Source organism: Bradyrhizobium sp. IC4060, assembly GCF_020193715.1.
In the GTDB taxonomy this organism is placed as follows: Bacteria; Pseudomonadota; Alphaproteobacteria; order Rhizobiales; family Xanthobacteraceae; genus Bradyrhizobium; species Bradyrhizobium yuanmingense.
This window is the reverse complement of the sequence record NZ_JADYVJ010000020.1, coordinates 21,784-37,076: the sequence shown is the minus strand read 5'-3', so window position 1 is coordinate 37,076 and position 15,293 is coordinate 21,784. Positions and strand designations below refer to the sequence as shown.

The 15,293-nt window shown below is 56.5% G+C and carries 10 protein-coding genes and 1 pseudogene; 9 read left to right on the top strand and 2 right to left on the bottom strand.

Features of this window, described 5'->3' with window-relative positions; genetic code table 11:
* Positions 1-67: 67 nt before the first annotated feature.
* From pimD to I6F16_RS34445, 6 genes are all read left to right on the top strand, one after another.
* Complete coding sequence (gene pimD / locus I6F16_RS34470) at positions 68-1,210, top strand: pimeloyl-CoA dehydrogenase small subunit (RefSeq protein ID WP_225174404.1); 1,143 nt, start codon at positions 68-70, stop codon at positions 1,208-1,210.
* 1,012 nt (positions 1,211-2,222) lie between these two features.
* A complete protein-coding gene (locus I6F16_RS34465; RefSeq protein ID WP_225174403.1) occupies positions 2,223-3,410 on the top strand; it encodes an aminotransferase class V-fold PLP-dependent enzyme in 1,188 nt (395 codons plus the stop codon).
* Between the two features lie 530 nt (positions 3,411-3,940).
* Positions 3,941-4,849 (top strand): GHMP kinase, encoded by a 909-nt coding sequence (locus I6F16_RS34460; protein ID WP_225174402.1) that lies wholly within the window; start codon positions 3,941-3,943, stop codon positions 4,847-4,849.
* Positions 4,842-6,422 carry a pyridoxal-phosphate dependent enzyme gene (locus I6F16_RS34455; RefSeq protein WP_225174401.1) on the top strand — a complete coding sequence of 527 codons (1,581 nt, stop codon included), beginning with the start codon at positions 4,842-4,844 and terminating at the stop codon, positions 6,420-6,422. Before I6F16_RS34460 ends, I6F16_RS34455 begins: the two co-directional genes overlap by 8 nt.
* A 312-nt stretch (positions 6,423-6,734) precedes the next feature.
* Positions 6,735-7,475, top strand: a complete 741-nt coding sequence (locus I6F16_RS34450) for a hypothetical protein (RefSeq protein ID WP_225174400.1) — start codon at positions 6,735-6,737, stop codon at positions 7,473-7,475.
* 203 nt (positions 7,476-7,678) lie between these two features.
* A complete protein-coding gene (locus I6F16_RS34445; RefSeq protein ID WP_225174399.1) occupies positions 7,679-8,848 on the top strand; it encodes a Xaa-Pro peptidase family protein in 1,170 nt (389 codons plus the stop codon).
* 904 nt (positions 8,849-9,752) lie between these two features.
* Here the strand turns inward: I6F16_RS34445 and I6F16_RS34440 are convergent.
* Positions 9,753-9,886 (bottom strand): annotated as a pseudogene (locus tag I6F16_RS34440) (IS110 family transposase); the annotation flags it as partial.
* A 358-nt stretch (positions 9,887-10,244) separates the two neighbouring features.
* Here I6F16_RS34440 and ilvE point away from each other — a divergent pair.
* Entirely contained in the window at positions 10,245-11,159 is a 915-nt protein-coding gene (ilvE, locus tag I6F16_RS34435; RefSeq protein WP_225174398.1) for a branched-chain-amino-acid transaminase, read from the top strand.
* A 472-nt stretch (positions 11,160-11,631) separates the two neighbouring features.
* On the opposite strand, the gene I6F16_RS34430 is transcribed toward ilvE, so the two are convergent.
* Positions 11,632-11,835 (bottom strand): transposase, encoded by a 204-nt coding sequence (locus I6F16_RS34430; protein WP_225174397.1) that lies wholly within the window; start codon positions 11,833-11,835, stop codon positions 11,632-11,634.
* Positions 11,836-12,872: 1,037 nt separating this feature from the next.
* Here I6F16_RS34430 and I6F16_RS34425 point away from each other — a divergent pair.
* Positions 12,873-14,279, top strand: a complete 1,407-nt coding sequence (locus I6F16_RS34425) for an MATE family efflux transporter (RefSeq protein ID WP_225174396.1) — start codon at positions 12,873-12,875, stop codon at positions 14,277-14,279.
* A gap of 604 nt (positions 14,280-14,883) precedes the next feature.
* Positions 14,884-15,276 carry a hypothetical protein gene (locus I6F16_RS34420; protein WP_225174395.1) on the top strand — a complete coding sequence of 131 codons (393 nt, stop codon included), beginning with the start codon at positions 14,884-14,886 and terminating at the stop codon, positions 15,274-15,276.
* Positions 15,277-15,293 lie beyond the last annotated feature (17 nt).

The window sequence follows — 15,293 nt, the reverse complement described above, 5'->3', positions numbered from 1 at the left end:
CCTTTTTTTACACCGGCAAATGGGACCGGCATGAGGTCCACATCTGTCGCCTGGAGAAGCTTAAGATATGGACTTCAATTTGTCCGAGGAGCAGCGGCTCCTCAAGGAAAGCGTCGATGGACTCTTGACCGATGTCTACGGTTTCGACCAGCGCAGGAAATATTTGAAGGAGAAGGGCGGCTGGAGCAGAGTGGTCTGGAGCCGCTTTGCTGAGCAGGGTCTGCTCGGACTTCCTTTTGTCGAAGCCGATGGCGGGTTTGCTGGCGGCGGCGTGGAGACTATGATCGTGATGGAAGCGTTCGGCCGAGCGCTTGTGGTCGAGCCTTATCTTGCGACCGTTGTAATCGGCGGCGGCTTCCTGCGCCGTGGCGGTTCGAACGTGCAGAAGGCAGCTCATCTGCCTGGGATCATTGACGGCAGAAAGACCTTTGGATTCGCGCAACTTGAAAAGAACTCTCGCTATGATCTGAATGACGTGACTACCTCCGCGAAGAAGAGCGGCGACGGATGGGTCATCGACGGCGAAAAATTCGTTGTGCTCAATGGCGAGAACGCCGACACGTTGATCGTCACCGTGCGCACCAAAGGCGCTCAACGCGACAGAGGCGGTATCGCGGTGCTTCTCGTGCCTACCGACGCGCGAGGCATCTCCAAAAGGAGCTACCCGACCCAAGACGGGCTGCATGCCGCCGACATCAGCTTCACAAGGGTCGAGGTGGGCAGCGCAGCTGCGGTCGGCGATCCCGAGAATGCGTTGCCGCTGATCGAGCGGGTGGTTGACGAGGCCCGCACCGCCCTTTGCGCGGAAGCGGTCGGCCTGATGGACGAATCGCTGAAGGTGACAGTCGATTATATGAAGACGCGAAAGCAGTTCGGAGTGCCAATCGGCTCGTTCCAGAGTCTGCAGCACCGCGCCGCCGACATGTTTGTGGCGCTCGAACAGGCGCGCTCGATGTCGATGTACGCCACCATGGCCGCAGATATCGATAATGCTGCCGAGCGTGAAAAAGCCGTCGCCGCGGCTAAAGTGCAGATCGGCAGGAGCGGAAAATTCATCGGTCAGCAGTCGATCCAGCTTCATGGCGGGATCGGAATGACCATGGCGGCAAAGATCGGCCACTATTTTAAGCGGCTCACCATGATCGAGCACACGTTTGGCGATGCTGACTACCACCTTCATCGGGTGAGTGAGTCGGGCGCGTTGGAGTGATTTTTGGCACTTTGGAAGCTAGGGCATGTCACCGAATTCCACTTCGAACTCCATGCTGGAGAATCAGCGTCAGCATGGATGATGCGACCCTATTCGTAAGACACTCGTGAACGCGCTCTGACACTGACTGACGCAGGGGAGACACTTGATTGCAGAGGCGCTTCGGATCAGCCGCTCCTGTGTAACGAAGTGAAAGAATTTGAGACGAGAGGCGTTCCGTCCGGCAAGATCGGTGGTCGAAGTCGGTTCTGTCGGGTGCCAATGCCAACTGACTGCGCCAGCGTTGTTCGCTTTGGGCCATCAACTTGCGGAAGCCGACAAAGGAGTTGGTGACGCGCGGGATCAAGATAATCTGCGGGCGATGGCGACTTTTGTGCACGCCGGAGTGACTACCGTGGCGCTCTCGTCCATGCCCTTTTGGATTAATGCTTGAATTTTGTCGATTGGCCGCGGTTTACGACGCATGCAAGTGCCTGCGGCACGGGCATGACCAACCTTTTACTTTCGCTATTTTCTTGTGATCTCTGGGATTCCCGCCATTTTAACGAGTTCGGCACAATTGGACGCGATGGGGCGTCGCGAGATTGACCGGAGTTAAGGAAAATCGTCCCGATGCGTCTGAACAGCCTCGAGGAGATGGGCATCGTTAAAAACCACGTACAGGTTCTCCTCATGGCGCCGGAAGCTCTTCGATCTTTGGAGATGTCAAAACCGACTTTCTTAACACCTTTCCGACGCGGCAGACCCGTGCAATTTTCTCGCCGCGCAACAGCGCAAGGATGAGCGGGTTCGACAGAGTCTGGGTCCAATAGCGTGCTTCGTCGCGCGGTATGCCTACCGGAGTCGATTTCCTCAATAGCGCGAGACCTTACGAAGGTCTCGAGGCGTTTACATTTGAAATCCTGCGCAACTTCGTTCTTCATTGCTGAATTCCTGCGGTTTTTCGCCGTGGTTCGCAAGTTTCAAACCCATGTTCCGATTACAAGTAGTTGTCGAACCAAGAGGCATTCTTATGACTGTTCGCGCCGGTCGCGAGTTTCTTGCCCTTCCGGGGCCGACGACCATACCCGACGAAGTGTTACGCGCCATGCACCGGCCGGCGCTCGATATCTATTCCAAGCCAATGGTCGATTTGACCGAAGGGCTGTTGCGCGACTTGTCGAGTTTGTTTGCGACAAAGGGAAAATCCTACATCTATATAGCCAACGGACATGGCGCCTGGGAAGCCGTGCTCTCCAACGTGCTCTCGCGCGGCGACAAGGTGCTGGTCCTAGAGAGTGGCAGTTTTGCAATCGGGTGGGGTAATGCTGCGCGTGCTATGGGCGCCGAGGTGGAGGTGCTCAAAGGAGATTGGACCCGCGCAGTGCGCGCCAGTGAGGTCGAGGCTCTGTTGCGCGCCGACAAGAATCACACCATCAAAGCGATTCTCGTCACACAAGTCGACACCGCCTCTGGTGTTGTCAACGACATCGAGAAGATTGGAAATGCGATTCGTGCAGCTGGCCACCCCGCGCTTTACATCGTTGACGCTGTGGCGTCCCTCGGCTGCATGCCGTTCGAGATGGACAAATGGGGCATCGATGTCGCGATGTCCGGCTCGCAGAAGGGGCTGATGACACCACCGGGGCTCGGCTTCGTTGCCGTTGGCGAGCGCGCGAGAGCCGTTCATCAAGTGGCCAACATGCGCACGCCCTATTGGGACTGGACCGAGCGTGACGGCATCGAGCACTACCACCGCTACGCCGGTACTCCTCCGGTGCATCTGCTCTTCGCACTCCGCCAAGCCATCGACATGCTGTTAGATGAGGGATTGGAGAACGTCTTCCGTCGCCATCGACTGCTCGCCGGAGCCGTACGAAGAGCGGTCGCGGTATGGAGTAAAGAGCACGTGCTCAACTTTAACATCAGCGAGGCGTCCGAGCAATCAAACGTGGTCACAACCGTGCTTATTGGCAATGGTTACGACCCGACGAATCTTCATCATTACTGCAACAATAAGTGCGGAGTGGTCCTCGGTATCGGCATCAGCAACCTCCAGGGAAGGGCTTTTCGCATCGCCCATATGGGCCATGTCAACGCGCCCACGATTTTGGGAACTCTAGGCGTGGTCGAGATCGGCCTCAAAGCGCTGCAAATCCCCCATGGCCAAGGTGGCGTGGACGCAGCGATCACACATCTCGGAGAAAGTGTTCGCCCCTAGCTCCTGTCTTTTAATCCCACTCGACTCTCAACAAGCTCCGTTCCGAGGCGATGCGACTTCCGCATGGCGCCTTTCGTGGCGCCGTGTCCGTAAGCAAATTGGCGTGGGCAGATGCGCTTGCTGTTTGCGCCACGACGGGCGTCTAAGGAAATGCCAAAGGGCAGCGAGGGCTTCCAGTCGAGCTGCGCCGCAGATCCACAATATCTCTCAGTGCCGGCGTACCCGATATCAGAATGCCTACTTGTCGAGATGTCGATCGAGAACCAGGATACGCTTCAGCGCATGTTCAGCAACGAACACGCGCCCGCTTTGTCGTATCCAGCAATATTGCCATTCACTTTCATGCTGGCGCCTTCTAAGTGACTGAACATTACTTGGAATGTCCGTAGTGAGGCTCCATTTACGCCATTGGCATGATTTTTGAGAATCCCTCCTTAGCCAGACGAATTGTCACTCCACGCTGTTGAGAATCGAACAAAGATCGTTAATCACCAGCGACTCGAGCTTCGCTCAACTAAGAGGGCTTGGCCATGTACGAAACAGAGGGAAATGGTGAGGCCACCGGACATCATGGCGAGCTTCTGCAGGGTGTTTTCGAGGACAAGAATGGATACCTACATCGGGGATTGATCTCGCTTCCCTGCCGTCGGCTCAAGTCAAAGGCAACGTTCAGGGCGACCAGTGGAGAGAAGATTTGTATCACTCCACGCCATTGTCACAAGGCAGAACGCGCCGCCGAGCTAGCACTCAAAAGATTTGCTCGGATCAGGACCGGCGGACATCTGGCGATTGAAAGCAATATTCCCGTGGGTCGCGGCATGGGCTCATCCACTGCCGATGTCTTGGCCAGCATCTTGGCTGTTCTTGATTATTTAGATGTCCAGCCATCCTCTGGCAGCATAATGCAGGTTGCTGTGAATGCCGAGACAGCGTGCGATTCTACATTGTTTTCGCAGCAGGCTGTACTCTTCGCACATCGCGAAGGGGTCGTCATCGAGTCCTTCAGTAACTCGCTTCCACCGATAGACTACATCAGCGTGGATACAGCGCCCGATCAGACAGTTGATACGCTCGCATTGGAGCCTGCTCAGTATAGTCCTGCCGAGATCGAAACGTTTCGACCGCTCCGGGGTCTACTTCGTCGAGCGATCAGCGCTTCCGATCTTGGCTTGCTTGGCCTAGTTTCTACGGCGAGTGCTCGGATCAACGAGAAGTTCCTTAGGAAGCCACGCCTGCACGATATCCAAGCAATCGGCGTTCGCTACGGTGCAGTCGGTATTCAGGTCGCCCACAGCGGGACAGTTGTTGGTTTAATGTTTGATCCAACGGACAGAAAGACCGCCGAAAACATGGAGCGAGCAACATATGATCTGAGAAGCGATGGTTTCAAGCCATCGATCGTCTCACATGAAAGCGAACTAGGAAGAGCGAATGTTTAACCGAATCGCGATGCGGAATCTGGAGGATTTTGAACTCCCTCGAATGGTTAAGCTGAATGACGGTTTGTTTGGCGCCAGCTTCTTTCTTATGAAGCTGCTCCCCGCACGCTTCATGCTGGAACGGGCTGTTGAGCACGGATTCCTAAAACCAGGAGGGACTATCTGCGAGTCGTCTTCCGGCACTTTCGGTCTCGCATTGGCCATGCTGGCTGTACAGTACGGCTATAAACTTGTGTTGGTGAGCGATTGGTCGCTTGATCGTCATCTTCGTAAGCGCCTCGAAGAGCTTGGCGCACATATAGAGATCGTCGACGAGGCAGGGCCAGGCGGCCGTGGGATTCAGCAAAGACGGTTGGACAGGCTAGCCGAATATCTGAAGGAAATACCGGACAGCTTTTGGCCCGCGCAATACTCCAACAACGATAATCCGCTGGCCTACGGGAAGTTTGCGGAAATGTTAGTCGAAAGAGTGGGAAAAATTGACTGTCTGATTGGTCCAGTTGGATCAGGCGGATCCATGTGCGGCACGACCAAATTTCTAAGAGCTATTTTCCCTGAGCTGCACGCAATTAGTGTTGATACTCCCAATTCAATATTGTTCGGGCAACCTGCCGGAAAAGTGATGGTGAGTGGATTGGGAGGCGGAATCATACCTTTCAATGTCGACCACAGACAGTTCGACGAGGTTCACTGGCTAACCCCCGCCGAAATGTTTCAGGGTACTCACCGATTGCACCAGGCCCATGGGCTATTCATGGGGCCGACGAGCGGTGCAGCGTATAAAGTCGCCAATTGGTGGTCACGCACGAATCCAGGCAAGAATGTAGTGGCGGTCTTTCCCGACGAAGGGCATCGGTACGTCGAATCGGTCTATGATGAGAATTGGCTCTCATCAGTCCCTGGATGGCCCACGGAAATACGCGAGGAACCGACAATGATTGAAGCGCCTGCCATGGAGTTGACGGGATGGTCATCATTTCGCTGGTGCAGGCGGACGCTAGCCGAGGTACTCACTGGCTTCATAGATCAGTCAAGCGCCTCCAACTCGAAGAGAGAATGCTCGGCTACCGTTTCTTCTGACGAAGGGCGTGGGGCGGCGCTAAAAGCGTTAACTCGCTTTGACGCCACGGCGGTTGCCCATTTGGAACTTGACCCTGAACAAGAAGAGTTCGTGGACCCGCCGGCTGTGGTGTTTGAGAAATTACAGAATAGTTCAAGTTCTCTAGAGCGCGCGTTCTTGGTGGTGGTGAGAAAGGAAGTCGTTGGCTTTTTTGTTCTGTGTGAAAAAGCTGCGCTGCCAGCGTGGGCTCCTCCAAGTGCCATTACGTTGCACAACCTTCGCATAGGTCGGTCGTATCAAGGCAACGGATACGGGAAGCTAGCGACTAGACTGGCCGCTCAATGGATTTTGGAAAGCCGCCCATCAATCGACCGTCTCATGGTCGCAGTCGACGTCCGCAATGTAGCAGCAAGACAGCTATGTCTGAGCTCGGGCTTTCTGGGTACAGGTGCTGTCGACTGCGGTCCATTCAGCCCTCATAATATTCTGAGCATGCAATTAGCGGAGCGATGACATGTTGATTTTAGGCTACGGTGATTGCCGCCTCGCTAGTGATGCTCAAACGTGAGACGATCTTTGCCAGCAAATGCGCGAGAGTGACGATAGTTACTGTCTTATCTGGGGCGGCGCAGATGGCACTGTCAACTTCGGATCCTGAAAAACGTGTGGCGCCGGCGCCAGTGTTGTCGAGGCTGAGCGGCGACATGAGCGCTTAGTCAGCTCACCGTTTGGGATCCGCTGGCGCGCACGGAAGTCATCGCTGCAAGCTCCCGAGCTACGGCAGGTTAGTTGAACTTCCGCCAGTGAAGTACAAAGGAGATTTTGATGCCCCAGCAGTCATTTGGCCTCGGGATCATCGTGCCGTCGAGTAACACGGTATTGGAGCGTGACTACACGGGTCTAGGCTTGGACGGCGTCAGCTTCCATTTCAGCCGAGTGCTCAACTCTGAAGACACTATCGAGCAGCTTACGGCGATGAAGGAAAGCTCGCGTGAGGCTGCGCGGCTGCTTAGTCATCCCCGCCGGATGAAGGGCATCGCCCTCGGTTGTACGGGTGGCAGTTTTGTCGAAGGAGCAGGCTACGATGAAAGCGTTGTGAAGGTGATGGAAGAGGCGTCCGGCCTGCCTGCCGTCACAACATCCGGAGCAGTGCTGTCGTCGCTTCGCGCGCTTGGCGTCCGGAAGATTGCAGTCTTTACTCCCTACGATGAATGGCTCTCCAGCCGTCTCGTGAAATTTCTTCAGGGGAACGGTTTCGATATTGCGATGCACGCTTTTGGATTTGATCTAAGGACGACTCTTGAGGATAACTGCTGGGAGCCCATTAACGATTGGGTCGCTGCGCAAGTACCGAATGATGCCGATGGTGTTTTCATTAGTTGCACAGACTTTGGTTGGCTGCGTGGCGTCGCTCCGCTTGAGGAGCGGCTCGGTCGCCCCGTTGTAACAAGCAACCTCGCCACTCTCTGGCACTTGCTCCAAACCGTCAACGCGGCTGACAGGCTGCCCGCGAACCTTTCGCGGCTAACCGACGTCTCCAAATCTCCCTTGGACAATGTGGGGTGAGGCCACGCAGAGGTTTTGAGCAGATTCCAAGTCTTGCAATTGATCGATTTAGCCAGCGCTGGGCTGCTGCTCGGGAAATCTGGCATCAACGGGAATTGTCGTGACGACCGCCCGGAGTGCCAAGATGCTTGAGAGGCGGGGAAATCGTGACTGACGTGCGGGCACCCGGATAGACCCTGAAAGTTCTTGGAAAGAAGATCAATATGGATTCCATCGAAAGTCTGAGGAATTTGGCGAGCGCGCGTCGGAGCAAGCTGTTTGCTCTGCTTGGTGAGGACATCGGTGCCGTTATCTCTTGTGATCTGCCCACCAAAAATTATCTCAGCGGCTATTACAGCATGAACGATACGTACTCGTCGTATCTTTCGGCTGCCGTGGCGACCCGCGACAGAACTGCTCTAGTCGTCAGCGCGGCTGACGCCGGTCCGGCATTAGAGTGTCTGGGCGATCCTACACTCATTTTCCGCTATGGCCTGTTTTACTTCGAGCGGTCTGCCGATGGCCCTCCCGTAGAATACGACGCGCCAGGCTTCGGAACCTTCGCGGAAGCTGTTATGGCCGCGGTAAATGCTGTTGCGCCAAAAGATCTCAATCTCGGTGTCGACGGTCGTGGTGGCACTGACCTAAAAACGCTCCTCGGCGCAACAAGGCCGATCGTCGACATCAGCGATGCGGTTGTTCGTAGCCGGTTGACAAAGCTTCCGGGAGAACTGGTTCGTCTTAGAAGAGCCACTCAGCTCGTTGAAGCCGGCATCGACGCGATCCGGCGGGAGTTCAAAGTCGGCATGAGCGAATGGGAACTCGCCGGCCTGGTTGCGAGCGAAATGGTTCGCGGCGGCGGCGTCCCCGAGTTCATCAGTGTGACGACGGGCCCGCGCTCCGCACTTGCGGACGCATACCCGACAGGACGTAAGATCCAAGCTGGAGACATGATCCGCCTTGATGCCGGCTGCGTAGTCGATGGGTACAAATCTGACATGGCGCGTACTTTTGTTGTGGGGGACGCTTCGAGGCTTATCACAGCGCGCTACAAGGCCATTGCTGAGGGGCTTGAAGCGGAACTTGCCGCAGTGCGGTGCGGAGCAAAGGTGCGCGGCGTTCACCTGGCAGCCGTCAATACTACCCGCAGCGCGGGCATCCCCTCATATCGGCGACATCACTGCGGGCATGGCATTGGCCTCAGTGGATATGAATATCCGCTCATCAACGAGGCGTCCGAGGCCGTTCTGGCTGACGGTATGTGTCTTTGCGTTGAAACGCCCTTCTATGAACTAGGATGGGGCGGGATGATGATCGAAGATACGATCCGCGTCACTGACGATGGGTTCGATCCAATCACGACAATCCCCCGCCAGCTATTTCAACTCGCGTAAGCGAAGACTGGATATCATAACAGCGACGTTGTGGCGACACCGGGCCAAATCCGGTGCCGGCCAGGTCGGGGGCACGTCCTCGACTGACGGGAATCAGAGAGCCTTTTAATTGAGGTTTGGTCTTGTGCCCGACGTTTTCGGACGATCATGACCAATTCCATTTAAGGAGGATCTACGTCGCCTTTAATGTTTCGCTGAATTCCGTTGCGATATGTGAGCTGGACGAGACCGGAAAGATTGTCTGGGAGAGAGCGACGTTGACGGACGCGCCCTCGATTGTGCGGTACCTCGGACCATGGGCTAGTCGAGTTGAGTGGATGGGCTTGGAGGCAGGACCGGCCAAAGAATGGCTGACCACAAATCTATTGAACTTGGGCTGTAGGCCGTCAGTGAGAAGCCTGCCAGGGTAAGGCGGCACTTTGACCCATGCCGGTGAGGACCGATCGGGACACGCCCGGTGAACCGCGCAGAGAACAGGATGGTTCAAGCCTGTTCATGTCAAGAGCATCGGTAGCCGAAGGGCGCGGAGGTTAGCGGCTGCTCGTAAGGATATAATTCGCTCTATCGCTGCCCCAGAGCAAGTCATGCGAAAACTTCTGCGTCCGCTCGCTCTCAAAGTCGGAGTCGTCATGCGGACCCTGCTCGCGGCGCGGGTTCGTGAGTCGGCCGGCGATGATGTCATGCTTGGAGGCGGTCATGAATCCGCTGCTTCCCGGAGGCGAAGCGCTGATGCGGGAGTACGCTCGATTCCATCGCTTGGTTCGCCAGTGTTTGTGCCACAGCCACGGGGGATCTTTTAAGGCCTATCCTCACTCGGAGCTATCGTCCCACGTCCGCAGGGTCTTCTGGGTTGAGCTGCACGTCAGAATAACCGCAGTCGCGCTCGTAGAGAGGCCAACGCAAAAACTTCTGCGAGCTGCGCTAGACTAGCGGCGTCGTTCGCTAGTTCTCCGTGATATCGAGCGCCGCTTCAGCGTGGCGCGCATCGATGCAGATCGCTGGCAATCCGTCGGTCCGCAAAGAATGATAGACCCATACGACAGCGGTCCCTTCAAAGCTTTTGGGTGCTGTCAACTACCCAAGTTAGAAATTGATGCAGATCATAGAAGCATGCCATCTGTCGGCTCATGAATTTGTCGGACTGCTCAAGGGTGCGGGATAGATCGGCATGCGACGCCAACCACAGTCTTACCAGTCCTTCGATACACGCCGCCATCACTGCTGCGTGTTTGGGGTGCTCCAATGACGAGCAGCCCCTCATTGTAGCTCGCAGCACGCTCTCTATTTTTGTTCATCGCCTCCTCAAATCAAGAGAGCTCAAACCGATTAGTAGACCTGTTCATCCTTGAGCGAGGTCTCTAGCTTGGCGGCTATCCTGCATATAGAGTGAACTTAAATGTCGGCGACAAGATATGTATATCTCAACGGCCAAATTATCCCTTGGAATGACGCCAAGGTGCATGTATTCGCACCCGTGGCAAAGTATGGTACAGGTGTCTTCGAGGGAATAGGCGGCTATTGGAACGAAGAGGCACAGCAACTGTACCTCTTTCGCGTTGCAGAGCACCTCGACCGGTATGCCTTCTCGCAAAAAGCAATGCGATTCGATCAGGGGCCGCCCAGAGGGGAATTGGCCGAAGCGCTCGTTCATCTGTGCCGGGCAAATGCGCTTCGTACGGACGTTCATATCCGAATGATGGCGTTTATTGACGGATCTGGCGAGCTGGAAGCAACAGGACCTGTAGGGACCGCAATCACGGCGCTGCCCCGACGGCGTGGTAAGCAAAGCATCGAAGGCGTTTCGGCTCAGATTAGTTCTTGGATACGCATTCCTGATAACGTTATGCCTGCGCGCATCAAATGCAATGCAAACTACCATAATTCCCGCTTGGCTACCATGCAGAGCCAACGCGATGGCTACGATGTACCTTTCCTTCTCAATTCCAGGGGAAAGCTGGCCGAGGCCGCCGCAATGTGCGTGTTCATCGCTCGTCATGGTCAGTTGATCACGCCAAGCGGATCCAACGATATATTAGAGTCGATCACGCGCCAAACCGTAATCGAGCTGGCACGTGAATACCTTGGGCTAGAAACTGTCGAGCGAGATGTCGATCGGACCGAACTGATCCTGGCGGAAGAAGTATTCTATTGTGGCACGGCAGCCGAAATCACGCCGGTGACATCTATAGACCGTATGGTAGTTGGGAGCGGTCAACCCGGGGCAATCACGCAACGATTGATTGAAATCTACCGGAAACTCGTTACCGGCAAGGATAACGCCCATGCCTCGTGGCGAACTGCTGTTTTTTGATGACTTGAGCGCTGATGGTCCCGCCTCACCATCGACCGCCATAACCCCGTTCGCGGTGTCCTCATGAAGTTATATGCCTTTGCCTGAGGCGGAGCACTAATCATCGCCAGTTCACCTCTTATGGGTCCTGTCGTTTAGAGAGGCGCCTGCGAAGCGCCAGTGTTCCTCGAGAGCGAGGTCGAGCCGATCGGAGCAGCGCGACGCTTCCTCCCTGGAGCTAAACAGGACTACCCTCATGGCTGACCGCTGACATTTTGCTTTTCGTGCGGATTCCGACGATACCGCCTTCATTCAGCGGCAGTTAGAGTCTCGAGTTTTTTGCAGCGAGACCGAACTGTGGACCATCCAGAACTGGAGTGTGTCGCCAGTGTTGCGGGGCTTCAAATCATTTGTAGGCCACGTGCGGGGGTAGAGTAATAACCGCTTGGTGGAGCTGGTCGGGGTTGCGTGGTCGATCGTCCGTTGCGGTGAGTTAGGTGGCATAGGCTGCGGGCGTTAGATACTTTGGCGACAAGTGAGGCCGTTGAAGATTGTAGGCGATAACCCAGTTGGCGGCGCGGGCGACGTCGAGATCGAAGAGCAGGGCCTCGTTGAGCAGCTGGTGGCGGATCCGGCCATCGACGCTTTGCATCAAGCCGGTCTCCACCGGCTTCCCGCGGCGCAGTGAAGTGGCCATGGCATTGCAGGTGAACTCGGTCCAATGGCGGACGCGATAGCGTGCTACGTCATTCGATACGTTTGGAGGCAACGCGCCATCTCGAGATCGAGCTATCCGGATGGCACCCGGGCATTCCTTTGTCATTGACGATGTTGAGAGAGCGGAAGCGCCGCCGCGTTGGCGAACTGTACGTCATACGGTGAAGACCGCCTCATTGGCGCATGCGCGCGGCGTGAGCTCTTTGGCGTTGCGTGGAAGGTCAGGCAGCGTGTTGATCGCCGGGCTTGTCAGCTTGGCGCAGGCGCTTCCATTCCCAAGTCATCGTTTCGCACAAGCGCTAAACGTGAGGATCGCAATTGCGGGCGAGAACGACGGCGAGCCAGGTCTTGGCGGTAGTCGGCGACACGCCGGCGCCGGCGACGGTCTAGTTGCGCTTCTCAATGTGACGCCCCTAAATGCCCGCTCCAGGCGCGACTGACGACGGATCGTTGGTTTTGCAACATGCTGTCGGATCGGCGACGCGCGCCCTGAGAAATTGCCCCTTAAAGGCAAGCCCTCGTAGTTGGCATGACCCTTGAAAAGCAGATTTCATCAGGCATCCTCGTTCAAGGCGTTCCAGCAGTGACTCGTGAGACTATCTCTCAGTTTACGTATGCGTGCCGTATCCTCACCACAAATATCCGTCTCCCGCCGAATTCTGCTCCGGTGCCCGGGGGCGGTTCCCGACGCGGCTCATTGCGGCGTGCGGGTGATCGACCGATCTGGCGTGCGGGCCGACCGTATATCGCCTCGTTTCTCCTTAACGCGCCCGAAAGGTTGATGCGGTAGCCGAAGCCCTAGCGAAGCCGATGCGGCTGTTCGCATCAGTGGACGAGCAGGCCGCCACAATCAGGCTCAACAGCAGATCAAGGTCGATGGGACGCTTCGCCGTTTGGGAAACGTAGCTGCACAAGGCTCGGCGCGCGTGTCCGTTGAAATGCCAAAGAGAAGAGAATCCTCTCGGCAAAGCAAAAAAGTAGTTCCCTCGCTGTACCAAACTGAACGGCATGATTTTCATGGACAAGACAGTGTCGGCTTCGCGACATGGAGTGGCGAGTCGGGCAGCTCCTCATGAGTTCGCCGTCGAGTTCATCGAAATTGCGAAGCTCGCGTTGCCAATGGTGTTGACGCAGCTTGGCCAGGTCGCAATGATGACGACCGATCTTGCCTTCATAGGCCGCATGGGCGTTGAGGCGGTCGCCGCAGCAGCGCTGGCCGGAAAGGTCTATTCTGTTAGCATCACCTTCGGAATGGGCCTGCTGGCGGCAAGCGCAACTTTTGCTGCGCAGGCGTTTGGGGCGAACAATCTAACTGTGGTGCGGCGCTCGCTACGCATGGGGCTGTGGATGGCGCTCTTGCTATCCGCTCCTATCATGGCGATTCAGCTGTGCAGCGAGCAAATACTGCTGGCTCTTGGGCAGGCCCCGGACGCGGCGCGGCTCGCGCAGCAATACTTGGTTGGACTTGCTTGGGGCGTGGCACCGGTGCTGTGTTTTCTGGCCATCCGTGATTTCATGGCTGCGGTCAACCGGCCCAAGCCGGTCTTGTGGATCACGCTTGGGGTCATACCCGTGAACGCCCTATTAGTGTGCCTCCTGATGTATGGGGAGTTCGGCCTGCCGCGGCTCGAGCTGTTCGGGGCGGGGCTTGCGACGACGCTGGTGAACTCTGCGATGTTTCTGGCCAGTCTGTGGTTCGCCACAATGCGTTCCCCATTCCGGGACTACCACGTTCTTGCGCATTTCTGGCGCTTTGATTGGCCGTTGATGCGGCAGTTGGTTACGATCGGAACACCAATTTCGATGGTTCTTCTAATGGAGTGCGGAATCTCCTTTGCCGCGGCGGTCCTGATGGGCGTGATCAGCACTAACGCTCTTGCCGCCCACCAGGTCGCATCCCAGGTCGCGGCAATCTTGTTCATGATCCCTTTCGGCATTAGCATGGCGACGACCGTGCGCGTTGCACATGCGGTCGGCCGTCACGACCTTCCCGGTATCAAGCGGGCGAGCCTGGCCGCGATGCTGTTTGGTATAGTCATCGTGACGATCCTTACGCTTGCAATAATTGGCGGTCGCTTTGAGGTCGCCAAATTCTTTTTGGGCGTGTCGGTCGACGACGCCGACGCGACGATTGAACTTTCTGCACACCTTCTTTTAGTTGGCGCAAGCTTGTTCGTCACTGAAGCAATATACACCATCGCTTGGGGCAGCTTGCGCGGACTGAAGGACACGCGAGTGCCGCTTCTGTTGGCCGGCATCGCATATTGGCTGATCGGATTTTCACTTAGTTATGTGCTTGGCTTGAAGATGGGCCTCGACGCCGTCGGTATCTGGCTCGGCTTATCAATCGGGGCCGCCGTCCACGCCACGCTTCTCGTCATGCGTTTCCAAGTGCTAGCGAACAGGATTGCTCTTCGGAGCTGATACTTGTCTGGAGGACGACGGCGGCACGAATATCGATCGGCCCTCGATCACGATCGCCGAGCTCAGAACATGCTCGTGGAGGGCGGCATCACGGACGAGGCCGACGTGTTCAACGTCCCGCTCGGCAGCTCGAAACGCCGCGTTCGCCCGAAAAGGGGAGGGTGAATTAACTGCCCTTGAAGGCGTAATCCGTAACCAAGCAAAGCGAGCGAGCAGAAGCTGCATTGGCCCAATCCGATTATCCGCACGCTGCCGGCGAAAGAGAGCGGCATGCCCTGACATAGTCCTAGCGCTTTGCTAGCCGCCTGAGTTTCGATCCCGATGTATTATACCGAACGGCACGTCGAACCTGGCGTAAAACTGGGTACAAGAACAGAGCACAGATCACAGGCGTCCGTACCCACCTCGTTCAAGCGTTGCTGTCGCAGCCCTACGCCTCTTCCCGACCTTGGTATGACACGCGCACTAGCGATGCTAAATCGGATCGAGACCTATTTGAGTATCGTCGGTTGGGGCGGATGCTACGGCCCGGCCCGGAGGACGGGCGCACTGGCCTAAAGCGTTGCGCCATAGCTCGTCGGCGAATGACCCGCTTCTCTGCCAGATGATCTATGCGCGCCGGAGCGACCACGGCCCCAAGGGTATTGTCATCCAAGGCTTGAGTGGCGTCGATACTGCGTTTTGGGACATCAAGGGTAAGCATTTCAACGATCCCTGTGCAAAAGCTGCTCGGGAACGCACCGCAGACCAAACTCGTCGCTTACGCGACAGGCCTGCAGCAGCGCAGACTGGACGCCCCATCGGCCATCTCGCCGAGGTGGCGGCGACGGGCTACGTCGCTGAAGGATTTCGCGCGGTGAAGCTCAAGGTCGGCTTCGGTGTGGAAAATGATGCGGCCCCGGGGTGGGCCGTGCGCGAAGTCATCCGGTCGACGGTGAATCTGATGGGATGCGAATCACTCGTTGACAGCGGTACGCGTGCGACGAAGACCGCCTGATCGAAGCATACGCGTGG

Bases quoted from the DNA above. Each gene is read 5' to 3' on its own strand.
- I6F16_RS34460 (WP_225174402.1), top strand. From the start codon at position 3,941: ATGTACGAAACAGAGGGAAATGGTGAGGCCACCGGACATCATGGCGAG.
- I6F16_RS34455 (WP_225174401.1), top strand. From the start codon at position 4,842: ATGTTTAACCGAATCGCGATGCGGAATCTGGAGGATTTTGAACTCCCT.
- ilvE (WP_225174398.1), top strand. From the start codon at position 10,245: ATGTCGGCGACAAGATATGTATATCTCAACGGCCAAATTATCCCTTGG.
- I6F16_RS34425 (WP_225174396.1), top strand. From the start codon at position 12,873: ATGGACAAGACAGTGTCGGCTTCGCGACATGGAGTGGCGAGTCGGGCA.
- I6F16_RS34445 (WP_225174399.1), top strand. From the start codon at position 7,679: ATGGATTCCATCGAAAGTCTGAGGAATTTGGCGAGCGCGCGTCGGAGC.
- I6F16_RS34420 (WP_225174395.1), top strand. From the start codon at position 14,884: ATGATCTATGCGCGCCGGAGCGACCACGGCCCCAAGGGTATTGTCATC.
- I6F16_RS34465 (WP_225174403.1), top strand. From the start codon at position 2,223: ATGACTGTTCGCGCCGGTCGCGAGTTTCTTGCCCTTCCGGGGCCGACG.
- pimD (WP_225174404.1), top strand. From the start codon at position 68: ATGGACTTCAATTTGTCCGAGGAGCAGCGGCTCCTCAAGGAAAGCGTC.
- I6F16_RS34430 (WP_225174397.1), bottom strand. From the start codon at position 11,835: ATGGCCACTTCACTGCGCCGCGGGAAGCCGGTGGAGACCGGCTTGATG.
- I6F16_RS34450 (WP_225174400.1), top strand. From the start codon at position 6,735: ATGCCCCAGCAGTCATTTGGCCTCGGGATCATCGTGCCGTCGAGTAAC.